Source organism: Enterococcus sp. JNUCC 77, assembly GCF_054819945.1.
In genome coordinates this window covers 516,536-537,547 of the sequence record NZ_JBTHIG010000001.1, presented here as the reverse complement: position 1 = coordinate 537,547, position 21,012 = coordinate 516,536, and the positions used below count along the sequence as shown (strand labels likewise).

The window sequence follows — 21,012 nt, the reverse complement described above, 5'->3', positions numbered from 1 at the left end:
CTATTGAAAATTACCTATCACGGACATTCGGTTTTATCAGTGGTTACTGACGACGGCACAAAACTATTATTTGACCCTTTTATTAACGGTAATTCCCTCACTGATTTGGAAGCCAGTAAAGTAGAGACAGATTATATTTTGATTACACATGGGCACAACGATCATATTGGTGACATGGTAGAAATTGCCAAAAATAATGATGCGACAATTATTGCTCAACCAGAAATTTTACATTTTGCAGCGATACAAGGTGCTGAAAAAGGTCATCCTATGAACCTTGGTGGGAAGTTCGATTTTCCTTTTGGTCGGGTGAAAATGATGCACGCTCAACATAGTTCTGGCTACGAATTTGAAGGTAAAATGCTTTATATGGGTGATCCAGCTGGTTTTATTTTGCAAAGTAATGGCAAAACGATTTATCATGCTGGCGATACTTCAAATTTTGGTGACATGGAATTATTTGGTAAAGCCTTTGAAATCGATGTAGCTTTCTTGCCAATCGGTGATAATTTCACGATGGGACCACAAGAAGCAGCTAGTGCAGCCAAACGACTAAAAGCTAAAAAAGTCGTCCCGATTCATTACAATACTTTTCCTTTAATCAAACAAGATCCCGAAAAATTTGTAGAACTATTACCAGATGGTATTGGTCAAGTAATGGCGGTCGGTGAATCCATCCAACTATAAAGCTGAGGCATCTCTATTATGAGGTGTCTTTTTGTATCCAAACAAATAATGGGGCATTTCAATCCCGCGATAATATTTGACCATTCTTTTTTTAATAATAAAACCACAGCGAATCGCGACGTTCATGGAGGCAATGTTGGTATCTCTGGTGGTAATAATTAATTCCGTATAATTTGTTTCTAGCCACGTCCAATCTCGAACCGCTAGAGCAGCTTCTGTAGCGTAGCCTTGATGCCAAAATTTTTGTGCCAAATGATAACTAATTTCGGGGAAAAATTCTCCGTCAATTTCTTGTAAAATCAAACCGCATTCTCCAATAATTTCACCAGTTTCTTTCAATTCCAATGCCCATAAGCCAAAACCATTTTCAGCATAGGATTTTACATTCCAAGCTAACCAATTGGTGACTTCTTCATCAGAAAAAGCATGTTCATAAGCGGACATCACTTCAGCATCTTGTAAAAATTTATTCAAAAGGATTTGGTCTCCGTCACGCCACTCTCTAAATATTAATCGTTTTGTTTCCAAACTAAAAACTCCCCTTGATAATAGATTTATTTATGGGATAATTTTATCAGAAAGATGCTTCATTAGACTAGGAGGAATTAGATGTTAAATTTTGAGAGCGATTACTTAGAAGGGGCACATGAAAAAATCTTGGCTAACTTGGTGGCAACTAACGAGGAAAAATTAACTGGTTATGGAAATGATATTTATTGTCAAAATGCCCGTCAAAAAATTCAAGCAGCTTGTGAAAAACCAGATGCTGATATTTATTTTATTTCTGGTGGTACGCAAACCAATGCTTTAGTGATTGCTTCGATGCTAAATAAAACAGAAGGTGTGCTAGCAGCTGAAACCGGACATATCACTACTCACGAAACTGGAGCGATTGAATTTACCGGTCACAAAGTATTGACTTTACCGCAAAAAGTTGGCAAAATCTCAGCCACTGACGTGAAGCAATATATGAAAAATTATTGGAATGATGGCAACCGTGATTTTGCGGTGCAACCTGGCATGGTTTATATTTCTCAACCAACTGAATATGGGACGATTTATTCTAAAAAAGAATTAACGGACATCAGCGCCGTTTGTGATGAATATAAAATTCCTTTGTTTGTTGACGGGGCTCGTTTAGGTTACGCTTTAGCAAGTTCAGAAAATGATGTAACTTTGCCAGAATTAGCTGATTTAGTAGATGTTTTTTACATTGGCGGTACAAAAGTTGGTGCCTTATTAGGAGAAGCCATCGTCTTCACTAAAAATAATACGCCAGCTCATTTTGTTCCAAATATGAAACAGCAAGGCGCCTTATTAGCTAAAGGACGTGTATTAGGGATTCAATTTGATACTTTATTTACCGATAATCTATATTTTGAAATCAGTAAAAATGCAATTGAGTTAGCTGATTTATTAAAAGCTGGCCTAAAAGAAAAAGGCTATCAATTTTATCTAGATTCCCCAACAAATCAACAATTCATTATTTTGGAAAACAAGAAAATGGAAAAATTAAAAGAACAAGTTGCTTTTGGTTTCTGGGAAATCTTCGACGATAGTCACACAGTAATTCGTTTTGCTACGAGCTGGGCAACTAAAAGAGCAGATATTGAAGCCTTATTGGCGATTATGTAAAGAGTTTTTTATAAATTGGAGCAGCCTGGTCTGCTTCAATTTTTTTATTTAACAGTTGACCTTACGATTGTTTTCATGGGAAGATAAAGCGATTCGAATGAGAGGATGTTTCGACTTTGTTGCCATTAAATAAGCCCCCCTGTTTGCTGCTGAAAACTTAGATTAAAATTAAAGGAGCAGCTTCATGGAAGAGAAAAAAAGTTTTATTTCATGGCCAGTTTTAGCCATGATGTCTTTTGTTACAGTTATCGGATTTGATGATATTATTTATAATTTTGCCAATCAAGGAATGGGAGTAATTACTTCTTGGGTGATTTTGCTGTTACTTTATGTAATCCCTTATTCATTGATGGTGGGACAATTAGGTTCAGTTTTTAATCATGAAGGTGGCGGCTTAACTTCATGGGTCAGAGGAACTAGCGGCGATCGGTTAGGCTATTTTACTGCTTGGACTTATTGGGCGGCCTCAATTCCTTACGTAGTAGACACAGCCAATGCGGTAGTGGTTGGTTTTGGTTGGGTCATTAACGGGAATGATTCGTTAGAAGAGCAATTGTCTAACTCAATGTTTGCGTTGTTAACTTTTGTCATTTTTTTAATATTTATTTTTTTACAACGTCATTTCAAAAAGTCTTTGGAAGTGTTAAGCACACTAGGTGGTGGGGCAATGTTTATTATGGCGATTTTATTTGTCGTGATGACCTTCACTTCCCTATTTATGCCCAATGGTCATATTGAAACGCAACCGATGAATTTTCAAACCATTTTGCCAAAGTTTAATTTACATTATTTAACAACAATTGGATTATTGATTTATGCCATTAACGGTGCCGAATTGGTCGCTCCTTTTGTGACTCGGATGAAAAAACCAAAAAGAGATTTTCCTAAAGCAATGATTATGTTAACGGTGATGACGATTTTCTTAACGGTCTTTGGTTCATTCTCATTAGGAGTTTTCTTTAATGCCCATAACTTGCCAAATAATTTGAAAATGAACGGTTCTTACTATGCTTTTCAACGTTTGGGAGAATTTTATCATCTAGGAAATACCTTAATGTATATCTTTGCCATTACCCAAATTATTTATATGTGCGCTTTACTGGCAGTTTTATTGGATGCGATGACTCGAATGTTGATCTCTGATACCGGTAAAAAGTATATGCCGCAAGCCTTAACCAAGTTAAATGAGGATGGTTTACCAATCAATGGCTATATTTTAACAACTGCCTTGAGTGCCTTCATTTTATTACTAGGGGTTTTCCTGCCAGAGATGAATGATATTTTTAACTGGCTGTTGAACTTAAACGGAATTATTTCTCCCGGTGTCACTTGTTGGATTTTTTACGCCTTTATCAAAATTCGACAAGATACACAAAAATTTCCTTCCGATTATGTCTTTATTAAAAATGATCGCTTCGCCGTATTTGTCGGTATGTGGTGTTTGATTATTACTGCAGTTGCAACAATTTTTGGGATTTTGCCACAAGATGCCCCTTATGGCTCTTCACTTTTCTGGCACGAATTAATTATTAATATTGTCGGAATTGTCGTTTTAATTGGATTGGGTTTTGTAATGCCGATCTTAGCAAAACGTGAACGTCTAAAAAAAGGTGAAATTTAAATGAGAAGTCCGAAAATTTTTCGGGCTTTTTTGCTATTGCTATGAGCGACAGCTTCATGTTAGTATTGATTTTAATTATTTTCTCATTTTAAAGAAATGAAGGTGTTGGGATGATTCTTTTGGGGTCTGTTGTAAATGGTTTAGCAATTATTGCCGGGAGTTTGTCAGGAGTGGTTTTACGAAATATTTCTGAACAGACGAAGGATACTGTAACAAAAGGAATTGCTTTAGGGGTGATTGCTTTAGCTGTCCAGATGGCGATTACCGCCAAGTCATTTATTCTAATTATTATTGCGATTTGCATTGGTGGCATGATTGGTGAAGGTTTAAAAATTGAAGATGCCATGACAAAATTGGGTCTGTTTTTAGAACGGCGTTTTGCTCGGGGAAATAGCAATTTTGCTGAAGGTTTTGTCACGGCTAGTCTGATTTATTTAATTGGTTCTATGGGGATTATCGGTGGGATTCAAAGTGGTGTGTCTAATGACCACACTACCCTATTTACCAAAGCAGTGATGGATGGTTTTATGTCGATTATGTTGACTGCTTCACTAGGGATTGGCGTATTATTTTCAGCTTTTCCAGTAATTATTTATCAAGGATTAATCGCAATTTTTGCTAGCATTATCGTGAAATATCTACCACCTGAATTACTGACTCTCTTAATGGATGAAATCAGTGCGATTGGCGGACTGATGATTATGGCGATTGGCTTTAATGTTATGAAATTAACCAAAATCAGAGTCTCAAATTTTTTACCGGCTATTTTAGTTTTAGTCGCTATTTTAACTGTTCAATATTATTATTTTTAAGAAAGGCGTTTTAATAAATAATATTTAGTGATGCCGCGAACTGGCACATCTGTTAGTTCTGCAAAAGTTTGATATCCTTGTTTCAAATAAAAATCTAGCGCCTGATAGCTTTTAGTTGTTAAAGTTATAGTGGTTAATTTTTCTGTGAGTGCATAGGCTTCAACTTTTTCAATCAACTTAGCCCCAATCCCTTGATTTTGTTGCTGCGGCGATACCGCCAACAAGGAAATATGCAGGCTTTCACCAGTAATTTTAGCAGTAACACCGCCGACAATTTGATCGGCTATTTCTGCTGAAAAAGCGATGGTCTGAATAGGCATAGCTGAGACCGCTTTGTTCTGCTGGTCAAAAGCTAATAAATCGGTCAAAATCGGTGTTAATTTTTGTGGGGAAATATTGTTTATAATCATTAGAACCTCCAAGAAAGGATAAAAAATGAACGAAAATTTTTGGGATGATTTCGCCGAAGAATACGACGAAATTCAAGCAGCTTCTTTTACAACAATTGAAAAAGATCTAACTGATTTTTTGCTCCAAGCAAAAATTTTACCTCAGTCTAGTATACTTGATTTAGCTGGTGGCAGTGGTAGATATATGGCATTTTTTCAATCTTTTACAGAAAGATATCTACTAGTGGATTTCTCAAAAAAAATGATTGAGCTTGCAAAAAAGAAGGCCAACTCAAAAGTTGCCTTCCTGCAAATGGCACAAACGGAATTCTTTCAACAGCCACAACATTTTGATCTCGTTTTTTCAGCGATGAATCCGGCTTTAAAAGCTGATGACTTGCCTGCTTTTAATCGTCTCAGTAAAGATTGGTGTTGTTTATTACGGGTCATTGAAGATTCTGACAGCTTATTTAGCCCATTTGAAGCTAAAAATCCCGATTTAGCAATCAACCAAAGTTATAAAAAAAAGCTCGGTCAATTACAGATTAGCTATCAAACCAAACAATTTACTTATCAACATAAAGAAATATACGAAAGATCTTTTTTCCATGATTATTATCAAGACGAACTTTCCTCAGAAGATTTGGCGAAACGACTAAACACCGTATTTGGCGATCAATTAACTAAAGAAAATATTCACCAGATTACTTTTGAAATCATCTATTATCAAGTCAAGGGCACGAGTTAATTCTTAAGCGCCCTTTCTTTTTCCCATTTTAATAAGTATAAAGATAAAATAGCCGCAATCAAAGATAATCCAGTCATTAATAAAAAGACATGGTGAAAAGCTGTCAAAAAGGTCGTCCCTAATTGAGGCGTGATATATCGTACACCTGATAATTGAGCAAATAAAACCGTCGAAGCAATCGTAATCCCCAAACTCATTCCAATTGTTCTAAAAAACGAAGTCAAAGAACCTGCCACACCTGTTAAACTTTTATCTACATAGGAAATGGCCAAAGAATTATTAGGCGCCAAAAACATTCCCATACCTACACCATTCAATAAAATTGGTAATAAAACTAGCGGCCAATTAAATTTAAGAGGAAACATTGTATAGCCTATTTGAGAGACGGCTAAGACTAACAAACCGGCAATAATTAATTTCCCTGATCCTATCCGATCAGCTAAACGGCCAGAGATTGGTGAAACAAACAACATCACGCTAGATTGCAAAATCATAATTAAACCAGCAATCAATGGCGATATACCATTGAAACTTTGTAAATAAAACGGTAATAAAATATTCGAGGCAACATTCACCAACATGGCTAAGAATAAAGCGAACATTGAAAAAACAAAAGGTTTATTCCGTAAAATGGTTGGAGAAATCCAAGGTGTTTGACTGTGATCATCTTGCATATAGGAATAAATTGTTAAAACGGCTCCTAGAATAAAAGCTGCTATACCGACTAAATAGCTTAACTTTGGGTTTTGAAAAAATAAACTACTTACAGACAAAACAATAATTCCCACTGAAAAAAAGATTTGCCCGAACCAATTGGCACCAGCCAAAGATTTTTTCACAGTCGCAACCGATATTTTAGGGAAGATAAAAACCTTCAAACCAATTAAAATAAATAAAATTCCCAAAGGTACATTGATCAAATAAATCAAGCGCCATGAAGTAAAGGATAAAATCAACCCACCGATAGCCGGACCAGAGATGGCACCTACTGAAATAAACATCGAGGTAATGGCTAATAGTTCGCCACGGTTTTTAGGTGTGGACAATTCTGTAGTAATGCCAATTGAGTTTGCCATTATCATTGCCGAACCAATAGCTTGCACGACCCTCCCCAACAATAAAATCGTTAAACCTGGTGCCAATCCGTTCACCAGTGATCCCAATGTAAAAAAAATGCCACCGATTAAGAAAACAAATTCTTTTGAAATCATATCTCCTAAATGACCAAAAGCCACTAACAAAATGGTTGTTGTAATTAAGCCTACTTGAACAATCCAAGTAGCTTGGTTATTGGTTATTTGTAACGCTTGACTAATATTTGGTAAGGCTAAATTGGTACTTTCTCCTGATAAAGATGATAGAAATGAAAACAGACCCAAAACAATAATTGGGCCTGATAGTAATTTGCTTTTGCTGGCCATAATCGAATCCTCACAATCTTTGTTTCCATATTTGATAATCCAAAGTATAGAACCAATCAAGTTTTTTTTCGATTATTTTTGACCCGTCAAATTACACTATTTTTTTATTATTTTTTAACCAACACTTTAAAACTTGTAAATAGCGCCCACTACCGATTTTTTTTAAAGCATAACCGATAATCAATAATAAAAGCAGTAAAGCAAACATATGTACAAAAACCGTCGGCCATCCGAGCAAATCTGCATCCAAATAACTGTATGGATAACACGAAAAACTATTTCTTAACGGTAAGTAAAATGTTGCTCGAACAACTATAAACAACCAATACAATAACGGAAAAATGATCCAGGTTAAAGGTTTTGTCTGCTTAATATCCGCCCTTGGTACAAAGATAAACCAATCCAGCAACATTAGGAGTGGTAAAAAATGATGCAATAGAAAAATAACTCTTGGATCCACTGTACTAGGTGTGGTAAAAAAATTATCAGCGACCGAGGAAAGGATAGCTAGCAAAGTTAACTTACCTAATAGATTAGCAGAGACGTCTTTTGAAATAAATTTCCGTTGATATAAGCTTTGAAAAAAACTAGTGACAACTAAAAAAAGATACGTTAAAAAAATTAAAAAATCACTTTGAATCGTATAAAAAATCAACTGAAAACTATCAAAATCCCCACCTAACATTCCCAGCTGCCAACTCAATCCTACACCACAAATAATTAGTATAAAAAAACGAAATATATTTTTTATTATTTCTCTCATCAAATCCTCTTTCTTTTTCTTTATCCTTCTTATTATAACTAAATATTTAAAATAAGGAAGATTATCTAAGTCCTATCCAACCTTTAAAAAAAAGTTTATAATAATTTTGAAAGGGGCGTCATAAAAAATGGATGAAAAAGCATTTCAACGTATCAAAGAGTTAACTGAATTACAGGGAACCAGTGGATTTGAAGAAGACATTCGTAGCTATATGAGAAAAGCACTGACACCTTTAGTTGATGAAGTCGCACAAGATGGCTTGGGAGGTATTTTTGGCTTAAAACATGCTGCTACCGAAAAACCACGGGTCATGGTTGCTGCTCACATGGATGAAGTTGGTTTTATGCTAACAGAAATTACGCCAAGAGGTTTGTTCAAAGTTACCCCATTAGGTGGCTGGAACCCTTATGTTGTTTCTGCTCAACGCTTTACGCTAAAAACAGCTAATGGAAATTATCCTTGTATCTCCTCTTCTGTTCCGCCGCATTTATTAAGAGGAACGAGCGGTCAAGGACAAATTAAAGTAGAGGATATTCTATTTGATGCTGGCTTTGAATCTCAAGCAGAAGCTGAAAGTTATGGCGTGCGACCTGGGGACACCATCGTACCTCTAGTAGAAACCATTAAAACGGCCAATGGAAAAAATATCATCAGTAAAGCTTGGGACAACCGTTATGGCTGTACAGTCGTCTTAGAAGCGCTAGAAGCTTTAGCCCAAGAAAAACTAGATTATACCTTAGTCGCCGGCGCAAATGTCCAAGAAGAAGTTGGCTTGCGGGGAGCAAAACCAGCAGTCACAAAATTTCAACCAGATTTATTCTTTGCGGTGGATTGTTCAGCAGCTGATGACACTGTCACAACCAAAGGAACTTTCGGACACTTAGGTGAAGGGACACTCTTACGGATTCAAGATCCTGGAATGATCTTATTGCCTCGCCTAAAAGAATATTTATTAGATATTGCGGCAACTCATCATATTCCTTATCAATACTTTGTTTCAAAAGGCGGTACTGATGCTGGCGCTGCCCACACATCAAATCAAGGAATTCCAAGCACAGTGATTGGTGTTTGTGGTCGCTATATCCATACCCACCAAACGATGTTTAGCATTGCGGATTTTGATGCTGCTAGAGAAATGTTGATTCAAGTGTTAAAAGGCTTAGATCAAAGTACCATCGAAACCATCATTGCTGGAAAATAATTAAGAACAAACAAAAACGTTGCGCTCTTAAAAAAATTCCTGTAGTATTCACTTTACGATAAAAGAAGATTCCTTAGGGGAGTAACCGACAACTCGAGTAGTTGTTATGATATCAACAGTAAGTTAACGCATCGCGTTCTCTGGTATCATATGAAATGGTGAGACCTAAGACAAGTAAACATCACTTGTCTTAGGTCTCTTTTTTTATTGAATTGGAGGAATATAATGGAAATTTATCAGAAAAATATCAAAGATTTACAACAGACACTGCAAACATCAGAAAATGGTTTGTCAGTTGCTGAAGCGACTAAAAGACTGGCAGAAAATGGTCCCAATCAGTTAAAAGAACAACCAAAAAAATCTAGTTGGCGACTATTTTTAGACACCTTTAAAGATGCCATGGTAGTAGTACTGTTAATTGTTGCGATTGTTCAAATGGTGATGGGCGCTCACGTTGAATCCTTAGTAATTTTTGCAGTATTATTACTGAACTCGGTAGTGAGTGTGATTCAAACTAAAAAAGCAGAAGGCTCGCTAGATGCACTGAAAAAATTATCGGCTCCTGATGCCGCTGTAATACGTGATCAACAAGAAATTCAAATCCCAGCTAAAGATTTAGTCGTAGGTGATTTAGTTATTTTAGAAGCCGGTGACTATGTGCCAGCTGATGGGCGATTGGTTGAAGCCGGCTCTTTAAAAGTAGACGAAGGGATGCTAACTGGTGAATCGACGCCAGCAGAAAAAGACTTAGCCGTTTTAACTGGCACTTTACCGGTGGGTGATCGTGATAATATGGTTTTTAGTGGCACAATTGTTACCTATGGTCGTGCTAAGTTTTTCGTTAGCGCAACTGGTAGCCAAACTGAAATTGGGCAAGTTGCCAATCTATTAGAGTCTACAACCGAAAGTAAAACCCCACTGCAACGTGGTTTGGATCGTTTCAGTAAAAAATTAAGTTTGGCTATTTTAGCCTTATCGATCTTAATTTTGGTGGTTCAGATTTCGCGTTTATTTATTGGCGGTGCGCCTACTAACTTAACGGAAGAAATTATCAACGCCTTTATGTTTGCAGTCGCGGTCGCAGTGGCGGCAATTCCTGAAGCTTTACAGTCAATTGTTACCATCGTCTTATCACTAGGAACGAAAAAAATGGCTAAACAACATGCGATTATTCGTAAGTTGCCAGCCGTTGAAACTTTAGGATCCACAAGTATTATTTGTACTGATAAGACTGGTACCTTAACCCAAAATAAAATGACTGTGATTGATTTTTATCTAGCCAATGGTCAATCAGGCGAATTTTCTAACGAACCAAAAAATTGGTCTTTTGATGAAAAACGCTTGATCGACATCAGTGTCTTAGCCAATGATGCGTCAATAGCTGAGGATGGTACCAAACTAGGTGATCCAACCGAAATTGCTTTAATTGATTACAGTCAAAAAAATAATCAAGCTTATCGAGAAATTCAAAAAAATTATCCCCGTTTAGCTGAGTTACCATTTGATTCTGATCGTAAACTAATGTCTACTCTTCATGAAATAGATGGACAAAAAATAATGGTGACAAAAGGTGGACCTGATATAGTCTTTCAAAGAGCTAGTAAAATTTTACTAGATGGTAAAGTAGTTCCATTTGATCAAGCTGCTCAGAAAAAAATGCAAGCGCAGAATGAAGCTTTTTCCAATCGGGCCTTGCGGGTATTGGCTTTCGCTTACAAAGAAATTAATCAAGACGAGCTGAACTTTGAAGCTGAAAATGATTTAATCTTAGTTGGTTTACTAGCCATGATTGATCCCCCTCGTAAAGAAGTTTTTGCTGCTGTCAAAGAAGCTCGAGCTGCCGGTATCAAAACAGTCATGATTACAGGTGATCACAAAACCACCGCCGTAGCAATCGCCAAAGAAATCGGGATTTTTACAAATGGTAATCAAGCTCTAACTGGTTCAGAATTAGATCAATTAACTGATGCTGAACTTACCGATCGTCTGGCTGATATTACTGTTTATGCGCGGGTTTCACCAGAAAATAAAATTCGGATTATTCGCGCTTGGCAAGCCCAAGGTCATATCTCTGCTATGACTGGTGACGGTGTCAATGATGCACCGGCTTTAAAACAAGCCGACATAGGGATTGCTATGGGAACTGGAACTGATGTGGCAAAAGATGCCGCTGCGATGGTTTTAACCGATGACAACTTTGCTTCAATTATTAGCGCTGTAGCTGTTGGTCGAAATGTTTTTGACAATATAAAAAAAGCAGTAGCCTATTTATTCGCAGGAAACTTAGGGGCGATTATCGCGATTGTTTTTGCCTTAATTATCGGTTGGGACAATCCTTTTACGGCACTACAATTGCTGTTCATTAATCTAGTCAACGACTCTTTACCAGCTATTGCTTTGGGAACTGAAAAAGCTGAACCAGATATTATGGCAAGAAATCCACGAGATCCTGATAAAGGAATTTTTACTGGCAAAACATTGATTTCAGTGACTTATCGTGGGATTTTGATTGCTGCAGCCGTCATCTTTTCACAATGGTTTGGTAACATGACCAGTCCAGAAATTGGTGTTGCGATGGCTTTTACCACTTTAATTTTTAGTCGTACATTGCAAACTTTTCCAGCACGCTCGAATACTGAGACAGCCATTCAAGCTGGCTTCTTTTCAAATAAAATTGTTTTAATTGCCGTACTGGCGAGTGGCTTATTATTTAGTTTGACATTATTGCCAGGAGTACGAGAAATTTTCGCTATTCCAGCTGATTTCTCCCTTGGAAATATTGGTCTTGCTCTAAGTCTAGCTTTATTAGCTGTTTTCTTAATGGAAATCACCAAGGTATTCTTGAATAAACGTCCGCAAAAAAATTATCAGGCGGCTAAAAATCAACAATAATAAAAAGAGTTGAGCAATGAAGCGCCCCTAGAAAGTTAGCCAAAAAACTAACTTTCAGAGGCGCTACAAAATTCCCAACTCTTTTTTTAGATATATTGCAATTCTTTACTTTCTTTATAAGCGTGGTCAATTAAGCCGCCGCCTAAACATTCCATTCCATCGTAAAAAACAACTGCTTGTCCAGGTGTAATGGCACGAATATGTTCGTCAAAAATAACTTCTGCCCGATTATCTTCCAATAAATGAACCGTCACAGGTAAATCTTCTTGGCGATAACGGAATTTTGCTGTACAACGGAATTCTTTTGGTTTTTCTTCATCCGTAGTAAAGTGAATTTCACTAGCATCCAAGCTAGTCGCATACAATGCTTCATTATGAAAGCCTTGTCCTACATATAATGTATTAGTGGTTAGATCTTTGCCGATTACAAACCATGGATCTTGCGTTTTTCCACCGCCGCCAATTCCTAAGCCTTGACGTTGACCAATCGTATAATACATTAAGCCATCATGTTGTCCTTTGACTTCTCCGTCTAAAGTAACCATGTTGCCTTTTTGAGCTGGCAAATAATGACTTAAAAATTGTTTGAAATTCTTTTCGCCAATAAAACAAACACCGGTAGAATCCTTCTTCTTAGCTGTAGCTAAATCAGCGCGTTCAGCGATTGCACGAACTTCTGATTTTTCCATTCCGCCTAAAGGAAACATTGTTTTAGCCAATTGTGCTTGAGATAATTGACTTAAGAAATAAGTTTGGTCTTTGTTATTGTCCACCCCGCGAAGCATGTGAACGACACCATTTTCATCAGTTTCTACTTGGGCATAGTGACCAGTAGCGACATAATCAGCGCCTAAATCCATTGCATAATCTAAAAATGCTTTGAATTTAATTTCTTTGTTACACATCACATCTGGATTTGGTGTGCGCCCAGCGCGATATTCTGCTAAGAAATATTCAAAAACCCGATCCCAATATTCCTTTTCAAAATTAACCGAATAATACGGTACACCAATTTGGGCAGCCACTTTAGCGACATCTTTGTAGTCTTCCGTTGCTGTACAGACACCATTTTCGTCAGTGTCATCCCAATTCTTCATAAAAATTCCCACCACGTCATAGCCTTGTTCTTTTAAAAGCAAAGCTGTCACGGATGAATCTACGCCGCCAGACATTCCTACGACGACGCGCGTGTTGCTGTTAGACACAGTATCACCATCATTTCATTTAAATTCCGAAAAAATTATCGATTTGAAGGTCGCAACTTTTCAGTAATCTGCATTATACAACAATTTAAAAATAAATTCGAGAGGAAAATTTTTTGACACTTTGTATTATTTGTATTAATATAAATAATACAAGGAGGCATGATTATGATTTTAGAAATCGATCCATTATCAGAAGAAGCGATTTATTCACAACTGAAGCGCCAAATCATTATCGGCATTGCAAAAGGCGAATTAAGTGTTGGCGAACAATTACCGACAGTTAGACAAATTGCTGATGAACTGGGCGTCAATACTATGACTGTTTCTAAAGGTTATCAGCAATTAAAAGAAGCGGGCTACTTAATTGCTGACCGCCGCAAAGGAACAGTTGTTGCACCATTACCAGTGATTACAAAAGAAAATCGTGACGAAAGCCTCACTTTGATTTTAGCGGAATTGGCGCTTTCCGGTATCACAGAAAAAGAATTGCTGGAAAAAGTTGCAACTATTCTATCCAGCTTTAAAAAAGGAGCTGATCAATCATGATGGGAATCATCATTTTTGTCATATTTGTTTTTTGTAGTTTTATCATGGCCTTTACCGGCGGTTTGGCAGCGAAACCTCACAATTATGTAGTGATTGAAAATACCTTTTCACCAGAACATGTAAATGATCCACAAGTCACTACCTTAGCGAAAAAATATCGGAAAAGATTATTTCAAGTGGCAACTATTTACTCATTGATTTCCTTAATCTTTTTTCTACCAATGAAAGACTCTATCTTTATGACCTTATTCTTTCTATTATTGTATGCTTTAATTGCTAATTTTTACTTTTTACAAATTCGCTACATTCGAAAGATGCACAATTTAATTGTTCAAAATCATTGGGAATTAACCGAGGCACCCGTGCAGATGAATACCCAAACGATTATCGAGAAAAATCGGAAAATAGTTTCAATCTGGTGGTTTGTTGCTGCTCTAATATTAATTATTGCCGGTAATGTTGTTTTGCTTTCCTTTAACCAAGGTTTAGGTATCATTATGTTAATCACTATGTTGGTGACTTGGTTATTATTAATCGTGGGCTGGTACTATATTAAACGTTTACCAGTACGAGCGCTGACTGATGATCAAAAAATTAATCAGCAATATAATGATTTAACCAAATTTTACTGGTCCAGTATGATGGCCGGTATGAGCATCGGCATTACGTTAATGATATTTATTCCTATGTTTAGCATCTATATGAAACCTAGTACCTTCATGATTTTTATGATTGTGGAATTTATATTGATGTTCCTTTTAATTGGTTTTACTCTCTACTGGTTATTACGTTTACGAAAAAAACAAGATGCATTACTGAGTCAAACACCGACATTTCGTTATCGTGGCGATGATTATTATTGGCGCTTTGGACTTTACTATAATCCAAACGATCATCGCTTAATGATTCCAGATCGAGTTGGAATGAATATGGGTGTCAACATTGGCCGTTTGGGAGGTAAAGTCTCGATGGCTATCGTAGGAATTATTTTGGTAGTGGCGATGGTGGGTACCATTGGACCGATGTATTTTTTAGATTATCATCCTAATCCCATGACTTACCAAGTTGAAACCAACGAAATCATTTTAGATGCGCCTTTTTATCCTTCAAAAGAAATTGCCTACAATAATATTGAAAATGTTCGCCTAGTGAAGCAATTACCTGACCACTTTATAAAAACAAACGGTTTAGCAACTGACCACTATGCTATCGGCAATTTTCAAGACAAACAAACAAAAATTTCCATGTTTGTCATTAATAATGATCAACCGATTTTAGAAATTCAAACCAAACAACGCACCTATTATTACACCAATAAACAAGCAAAAAAAACCAGAGATGCCTATCAAGCTATTTTGGCTCATCTGCCCTAAAAAAAAAGCGCTGCGGAAATCCCGCGGCGCTTACTTTATTATCTTGGTTAATTCAGTTAATTGGTTAAAAATTTTCTCCGCCGACCAATCCCACCATTTTAGTTCTTCTAGTTGACTAATTTTTTCTGCTGAAAAACGCGGTTTAATTATTTTAGCCGGATTGCCACCTACAATATGATAAGCCGGCACATCCTTTGTCACGACAGAATTAGCAGCAACAATCGCGCCATTACCAATTTTGACACCTGGCATCACCGTCACGCTTTGCCCAATCCAGACATCATTACCGACAATGGTATCACCTTTAAAAGGTAAATCACTCAGTTCTGGCGTAGCTTTTTCCCAACCATGTCCCATAATGTTAAAAGGATACGTCGTAATACTATTCATCCGATGGTTGGCGCCATTCATGACAAATTCAATCCCACTAGCGATTGCACAAAATTTACCGATGATTAATTGATCCCCTAAAAATTCATAGTGATGAGTCACGTGTTGCTCAAAATTTTCTGGTCCATTCGCATCATCGTAATAAGTATAGTCACCCACAGTGATATTTTTTCGAGTAATTACATTTTTAATAAAGCAAACACTTTTAATCGCTTCATTAGGATAAATTGCTTTAGGATCTGGTCCGTAATTCATCAACTTCACTCCTTAAAAAAAGCACTGCAACCAACTTGCAATGCTTCAATTTATTTTAATTTCTTTATTTCTGCTTCTTTTTCAATAGCGATAACATCGATGAGATTTTCGGAAATTGGTGCCCCAAACGGTAATTTTTCAGGTAATAAATCCCGCTCCGGTGCATCGACACCAACGTTGATATCTTCAGCAATCGGCATACTGTAATGGTGAATGTGCCCATGCAAATTACGGATATTTACTGTTTTACCTAAAAGCATCGGATAATGGGTCAAATAATATTGATGGTGATTAAATTTTACAATCGCACCTACATCATGGAATTCAAATTTATTAGAACCATCTGGCATTAATGGATCGTTGGCTGCTAAAAAATTAAAGAACGCCCGTGAATCGTGATTGCCTTTAATAAAAATAATCCGACCATTTAATTTTAATATTTCCGCTAAAATTTCATCATTTCCCCGTTCATACAACGGATGCATCGCCACGTCGCCTAAATGATAAACCACGTCTTTATCCTTGACTACTTGATTCCAGCCGTCTACCAATGCTTGATTCATTTCTTTCACGGTATCAAAAATACGTGGAGCAAAATCATTGTCCCCCAATAGATTTTCATGGAAAAAATGCGTATCGGAAATAAAGTACTTCATCTCTCTCACCTACATTTTATGACTTAGGTAAGTTATACCCTTGTTTTTTTAATTTATCTTGGTATTTTAACTTCACAATTTCAATCAAGACCGCTACCTGCGATAAATCCTCGATATTATGTTCATCAAAGTCTGAAGTTCGTTGAAAGCCGCTACCAGTGTCTAACACGTGACTTTTTTTATTCCATTCTTCAAATTCCGCTAATGTGTTTAAATTACCAATCGGAAAAGCCATCCCATCCCAAATCTCAGACAATCTAAAGATAACAAATGCTGTATCAACAATCGGCTGCTTTTCATCGCTTGTTCCATGGTGAATTAATACTTTTTGAGGATGAAAAGTTAAATACCAATCCAATAAAACAAAAAAAGCTGGCCAACGATTTGGGTTATCAAACATTTTCTCTGTGTCTTTTGTACACCTAAATAACAAAGGAATCAAATATTTCTTCTTATATTGCCACATCGGTAAAAAATCAACGAAATAATCTAGGTAACGAGTTAAATAACTATTTCCTTGATATTTTCCAACTCGATAATCATCCACGCCATAGCTTTGCAGTTGTTTTGCTAAGCTGGCACAATCTTCTATTGAAATACTCAAGCCTGTTAACAGGCGATATTCAGAAATAATTTTATGATGGGGGACTGTCTTAATCTTATGTACCAAATTCTCACCTTCTCCTAAGATACAAAAGTACGTATCTAAATAACAACTTGAAAACGATTTTGTTATTAAGAGTGTACCATATTTATCTTGCCTTGCCTTCTGATAAACAAAAAGAAATAAATTTTATCCCCGTAAGAATAAAATTTATTTCTCTTATTTTTCACTTTTAGTAAATAAACCCCGATCAATCATGCCATCCATTAAAAAATAAAATTTCTCTTGCACCAATTGATTTTTTTCATCTTTAAAAATATTGAAGGTTTTTAAACCGTTGGCAGTCGTCACTGACATTTTAAAGCCGTTCAATTCTTTGTCGACTGTGATTTTTAATTTGAATCCTTCTTTACTTTGGGGTGTTGCATTCAGCGGCATAACCAATTGAAAATTGCCAGCTTTGGTTTCTTTAAATCCATTGTCTCGCAAAGTATAGCGTTTGGCTTCGGGAGCCAACTTATATTCAAATTTTGCGCCTTCAACAGTATCCATTTGACTGTATCCCATCATTTCACCTCATTTATATTCTTTCATTCTTATTATAGAGATGTTTATCTGGCATTTCAATCTACTTTGCCAGCTCTTGCAAACTAGTCACCAAAATTTTGGTTAAATCGCTCATTTGCGCTTCTGTATTTCCTTGACCAAAACTAAAACGAACCGATTCTTTGATTTCAGGTGCATTTTTGCCATAGATTGCTTCTAGTACGTGAGAAGGATCAACGGTTCCAGCTGTACAAGCAGAACCAGTGGAAACAGCGACACCTTTTAAGTCTAGTTTCATCAACAGTAAATCATTAACTACACCCTTAAAACGTAGATTCAAGATTTGCGGTAATTTATGATCAAGATCGCCATTAATCGCGTAAGGAATTTCAGCAACATCTAAGGCAGATAAAATCATTTGGCTAAAGCTTTGGTACATTTCTGTCCGTTTCTCGCGTTCTGCTGGCGTCAAAATTTCCACTGCTTTGGCTAAACCAGCAATGCCGGCGATATTTTCTGTTCCAGCCCGACGCTTTTCTTCTTGTTCGCCACCTCGTAGTAAAGCTGGCAATTTGATGGCATCATTTTTAAATAAAAAGCCCACGCCTTTTGGTCCGTTAATTTTATGGGCTGAAATATTTAATAAATCGATCCCTAATTCATGAGGACGAATGGTTTCGATCCCATAAGCTTGAACTGCGTCACTGTGGAAATAAGCTGGATGATCCGCTAATATTTCGCCAATTTCTTTTATTGGCATCAGATTACCAATTTCATTATTGCCATACATGACAGAAACTAAAATCGTATCCTCTCGCAACGCAGCTTGAAATTCATCCAAAGAGATACGGCCTTTTTTATCCACACCTAAATAAGTAACTTCAAAACCATTGTCTTCTAAATACTTCATAGTATTCATGACAGCTGGGTGCTCAATCGCAGTTGTGATAATGTGTTTACCTAACTCAGCTCGAGAAAAAGCCACACCTAAAATTGCCGTATTATCTCCTTCGGTACCACCACTATTAAAAATAATTTCATGAGGTTTCACCGCCAAACTTTTAGCTACAATATCTCGCGCAGCCATTAGTTTCTCAGCAGCTTCACGACCAATTCCGTGAATACTAGAAGGATTACCATAAATATTACTCATTACGTCAGTCATTTCTGCGATGACTTGTGGATTCATTGGGCTAGTCGCTGCATGATCTAAATAAATCTTTTCCAAAAAAATCGAACCTTTCTGCTATGTAAGTCGTTTTATTCTAACACACAAGAAAATAGACTGCCAAAAATTATGACAGCCTTAAATATAGCGTGGTAATAGCTGATTAAATTTCTCGGCTTCCTCCCATTGGGGAAAATGGCTGGAAACTTCAAACCATTCAATCTCTTTAGCTGATGAGATTCTTTGGTAATAGCGGGCCAATAAGTCTGCCGAGACATGTTGATCGTGACGTCCCATAAAAAATACTACTGGCACTTCAAAGTGCGTGACTTCAGAAAAATCAACTGTCATCAATTCTAGCCATAAGGTTTGAATCGCTTGTAAAGAGCCTTTTTCCCGATTCAATAAATCCTTCAAAGAATATTCGCGAGAGAAAATAAAGTCTTTCACCAGTTGATTATAATTAGATTTTCCATACAGAGACCGGCGATACTTCACAACTTTTTTCGTAACAAACAATAAATCTTTCAACCAATTTTCGTCATTTAACGCTTGATTGACTTGCAGAAGTTGGGTAGTTGTTTTCTTTTCTTGGCGTGCTTGGCTTTCGGTCAAAACAAATTGACACTGCCGCTGAAAATTTCCCTGCATATTCACTACTTGACCAATACCAAAATATTTTTCAATTAATTCAGGATGTTGCTGGATAAATTTCAGACCTAAGACACTGCCCCACGAATGTCCTACTAAATAAAGTTTTTTTCGTTTAAATGTGGTTAACAGAATTTTTACCAAAGCCAATAAATCGGCTTCAAAAGTCGCCATATCAGGCAGCTGGTCATCAAAAGGATAGTAGGATTTACCCGCCCCTCTTTGCTCCCAATTCACCACAATAAAATGCTTTTCTAATTGCTGATTATACTTTCTCATCAAAGGAAAAGCCGCATCCCCAGGCCCACCATGAAGATAGAGTAATAGTGGTAAATCTGGCTGTTTTCCTCTGATGGAAACAAACTGAGGTTGTCCATTTAATTCAATCATTTCTTCAATAATAATTGCCATAAAACACCTGCCAATCAATTAATAAAAAATGAGGTCTGCAATTAGACCTCATTTCGACATTCTTATTCGTAATTCTTCGGTTCCATCGTGAACAATGGACTCACACTTTGATTATTATAAATACGTTTGACCCCTAAACCTAACAATTCACCACAGCTGATGATAGAAAGTTTATCAGGATGACGTTCTTCTGGGACTGAGACTGAATCAGTCACACAAATATCTTTGATTTCAGTTTGATCTAACAATTCTTTTGCAGGTGTTGACAATAATCCATGAGAAGCGCAGGCGACTACTTCTTTAGCGCCTTCTTTCATTAATGTTTTAGAAGCTTCTACAAAAACGATACCGGTATTTAAAATATCGTCTACCATGATACAAGTTTTTCCTTTAACATCACCAATCACATAGCCTGTTTCGGGATTGTCGGCTTCTTCTTCATCAACAATAGCAATCGTGGTATCCAAATATTCTGCCAATGATCGGGCACGAGTCACACCACTATTTTTCGGTGAAACCACCACATAATCTTCTCCCACCATGCCACGTTTACGATAATAATGAGCAAAGAGCGGCATAGTAAATAAATTATCCACTGGAATATCAAAAAATCCTTGTACTTGCACTGTGTGTAAGTCTAACGTTAGTATCCGGTTGGCACCCGCATCCGTTAATAAATTGGCAATTAATTTTGCCGTGATTGGTTCATGGGGCTTAGCCGTACGATCTTGTCTTGCATAACCATAATAAGGTAACACTACATTGACCGTTTTCGCACTCGCTCGTTTCATGGCATCAATCATAATTAATAGTTCCATGTAGTTATCGTTGACTGGATCATTGGTTGATTGAACCAAGTAAACGTCATAACCACGGACAGTTTCTTCAATGTTGATCGCGATTTCACCATCGCTGAAGTGCTTAACTGTCGATTTCCCCAAACTCACGCCACATACTTCTGCAATCTTTTCAGCCAATGGTACATTGCCATTTAGACTGAAAATTTTAAACTTATTCTCAATAGATTCGTTAGACATG

21 protein-coding genes are annotated in these 21,012 nt (G+C 36.8%); 9 read left to right on the top strand and 12 right to left on the bottom strand.

All coding sequences use genetic code 11. From position 1 onward, the window contains the following. Positions 1-3 precede the first annotated feature (3 nt). Positions 4-687, top strand: coding sequence for a metal-dependent hydrolase (locus ACVWNY_RS02765; RefSeq protein WP_454071622.1), 684 nt, complete (start codon positions 4-6; stop codon positions 685-687). Here ACVWNY_RS02765 and ACVWNY_RS02760 read toward each other — a convergent pair. After that, positions 682-1,215, bottom strand: a complete 534-nt coding sequence (locus ACVWNY_RS02760) for a GNAT family N-acetyltransferase (protein WP_454071621.1) — start codon at positions 1,213-1,215, stop codon at positions 682-684. The genes ACVWNY_RS02765 and ACVWNY_RS02760 overlap by 6 nt on opposite strands. An 81-nt stretch (positions 1,216-1,296) precedes the next feature. Between ACVWNY_RS02760 and ACVWNY_RS02755 the strand changes: the two genes are divergently transcribed. The 3 genes from ACVWNY_RS02755 (at position 1,297) to ACVWNY_RS02745 (ending at position 4,755) form a co-directional block, all read left to right on the top strand. Next, entirely contained in the window at positions 1,297-2,322 is a 1,026-nt protein-coding gene (locus ACVWNY_RS02755) for a threonine aldolase family protein (protein WP_454071620.1), read from the top strand. Positions 2,323-2,506: 184 nt separating this feature from the next. Further along, positions 2,507-3,943, top strand: a complete 1,437-nt coding sequence (locus ACVWNY_RS02750) for an APC family permease (protein ID WP_454071619.1) — start codon at positions 2,507-2,509, stop codon at positions 3,941-3,943. Positions 3,944-4,053: 110 nt separating this feature from the next. Further along, a complete protein-coding gene (locus ACVWNY_RS02745; protein ID WP_218324307.1) occupies positions 4,054-4,755 on the top strand; it encodes a DUF554 domain-containing protein in 702 nt (233 codons plus the stop codon). Here the strand turns inward: ACVWNY_RS02745 and ACVWNY_RS02740 are convergent. Further along, positions 4,752-5,165, bottom strand: coding sequence for a GNAT family N-acetyltransferase (locus ACVWNY_RS02740; RefSeq protein ID WP_454071618.1), 414 nt, complete (start codon positions 5,163-5,165; stop codon positions 4,752-4,754). The two genes, ACVWNY_RS02745 and ACVWNY_RS02740, sit on opposite strands and share 4 nt — an antisense overlap. A gap of 25 nt (positions 5,166-5,190) precedes the next feature. On the opposite strand from ACVWNY_RS02740, the gene ACVWNY_RS02735 reads away from it, so the two are divergent. Continuing rightward, a complete protein-coding gene (locus ACVWNY_RS02735) occupies positions 5,191-5,892 on the top strand; it encodes a methyltransferase domain-containing protein (RefSeq protein ID WP_454071617.1) in 702 nt (233 codons plus the stop codon). On the opposite strand, the gene ACVWNY_RS02730 is transcribed toward ACVWNY_RS02735, so the two are convergent. Together ACVWNY_RS02730 and ACVWNY_RS02725 are read right to left on the bottom strand one after the other, a co-directional pair. Further along, positions 5,889-7,313, bottom strand: a complete 1,425-nt coding sequence (locus ACVWNY_RS02730) for an MFS transporter (protein WP_454071616.1) — start codon at positions 7,311-7,313, stop codon at positions 5,889-5,891. The genes ACVWNY_RS02735 and ACVWNY_RS02730 overlap by 4 nt on opposite strands. A 91-nt stretch (positions 7,314-7,404) precedes the next feature. Beyond that, the gene (locus tag ACVWNY_RS02725; RefSeq protein WP_454071615.1) at positions 7,405-8,076 is read right to left on the bottom strand and encodes a Pr6Pr family membrane protein; all 672 of its coding nucleotides are present in this window, start codon (positions 8,074-8,076) and stop codon (positions 7,405-7,407) included. Positions 8,077-8,203: 127 nt separating this feature from the next. Here ACVWNY_RS02725 and pepA point away from each other — a divergent pair, with 127 nt between their 5' ends. Beyond that, on the top strand, positions 8,204-9,277 hold the full coding sequence (gene pepA, locus ACVWNY_RS02720; protein WP_454071614.1) for a glutamyl aminopeptidase: 1,074 nt from the start codon (positions 8,204-8,206) through the stop codon (positions 9,275-9,277). A gap of 225 nt (positions 9,278-9,502) precedes the next feature. Beyond that, entirely contained in the window at positions 9,503-12,169 is a 2,667-nt protein-coding gene (locus ACVWNY_RS02715; RefSeq protein WP_218324301.1) for a cation-translocating P-type ATPase, read from the top strand. Positions 12,170-12,255: 86 nt separating this feature from the next. Here ACVWNY_RS02715 and mnmA read toward each other — a convergent pair whose 3' ends face one another. Beyond that, positions 12,256-13,374 (bottom strand): tRNA 2-thiouridine(34) synthase MnmA, encoded by a 1,119-nt coding sequence (mnmA, locus tag ACVWNY_RS02710; protein WP_218324300.1) that lies wholly within the window; start codon positions 13,372-13,374, stop codon positions 12,256-12,258. 165 nt (positions 13,375-13,539) lie between these two features. Here mnmA and ACVWNY_RS02705 point away from each other — a divergent pair, with 165 nt between their 5' ends. Both ACVWNY_RS02705 and ACVWNY_RS02700 read left to right on the top strand, forming a co-directional pair. After that, positions 13,540-13,920 carry a GntR family transcriptional regulator gene (locus ACVWNY_RS02705; protein WP_218324299.1) on the top strand — a complete coding sequence of 127 codons (381 nt, stop codon included), beginning with the start codon at positions 13,540-13,542 and terminating at the stop codon, positions 13,918-13,920. After that, positions 13,917-15,293 carry a PH domain-containing protein gene (locus ACVWNY_RS02700; RefSeq protein WP_454071613.1) on the top strand — a complete coding sequence of 459 codons (1,377 nt, stop codon included), beginning with the start codon at positions 13,917-13,919 and terminating at the stop codon, positions 15,291-15,293. Before ACVWNY_RS02705 ends, ACVWNY_RS02700 begins: the two co-directional genes overlap by 4 nt. A gap of 30 nt (positions 15,294-15,323) precedes the next feature. On the opposite strand, the gene ACVWNY_RS02695 is transcribed toward ACVWNY_RS02700, so the two are convergent. The 7 genes from ACVWNY_RS02695 to ACVWNY_RS02665 form a co-directional block, all read right to left on the bottom strand. After that, positions 15,324-15,938, bottom strand: a complete 615-nt coding sequence (locus ACVWNY_RS02695; RefSeq protein ID WP_218324297.1) for a Vat family streptogramin A O-acetyltransferase — start codon at positions 15,936-15,938, stop codon at positions 15,324-15,326. A 50-nt stretch (positions 15,939-15,988) separates the two neighbouring features. Next, the gene (locus ACVWNY_RS02690; RefSeq protein WP_218324296.1) at positions 15,989-16,594 is read right to left on the bottom strand and encodes a metallophosphoesterase family protein; all 606 of its coding nucleotides are present in this window, start codon (positions 16,592-16,594) and stop codon (positions 15,989-15,991) included. A gap of 16 nt (positions 16,595-16,610) precedes the next feature. After that, a complete protein-coding gene (locus ACVWNY_RS02685; protein ID WP_218324295.1) occupies positions 16,611-17,264 on the bottom strand; it encodes a hypothetical protein in 654 nt (217 codons plus the stop codon). 153 nt (positions 17,265-17,417) lie between these two features. Beyond that, on the bottom strand, positions 17,418-17,765 hold the full coding sequence (locus tag ACVWNY_RS02680) for a DUF1831 domain-containing protein (RefSeq protein WP_218324294.1): 348 nt from the start codon (positions 17,763-17,765) through the stop codon (positions 17,418-17,420). Positions 17,766-17,826: 61 nt separating this feature from the next. Continuing rightward, positions 17,827-18,972 (bottom strand): cysteine desulfurase family protein, encoded by a 1,146-nt coding sequence (locus ACVWNY_RS02675; protein ID WP_218324293.1) that lies wholly within the window; start codon positions 18,970-18,972, stop codon positions 17,827-17,829. Positions 18,973-19,050: 78 nt separating this feature from the next. Further along, positions 19,051-19,974: an alpha/beta fold hydrolase gene (locus tag ACVWNY_RS02670; RefSeq protein ID WP_218324292.1), complete on the bottom strand. Its 924-nt coding sequence runs from the start codon at positions 19,972-19,974 to the stop codon at positions 19,051-19,053. A gap of 62 nt (positions 19,975-20,036) precedes the next feature. After that, complete coding sequence (locus ACVWNY_RS02665; protein ID WP_218324291.1) at positions 20,037-21,011, bottom strand: ribose-phosphate diphosphokinase; 975 nt, start codon at positions 21,009-21,011, stop codon at positions 20,037-20,039. Position 21,012: the final 1 nt, after the last annotated feature.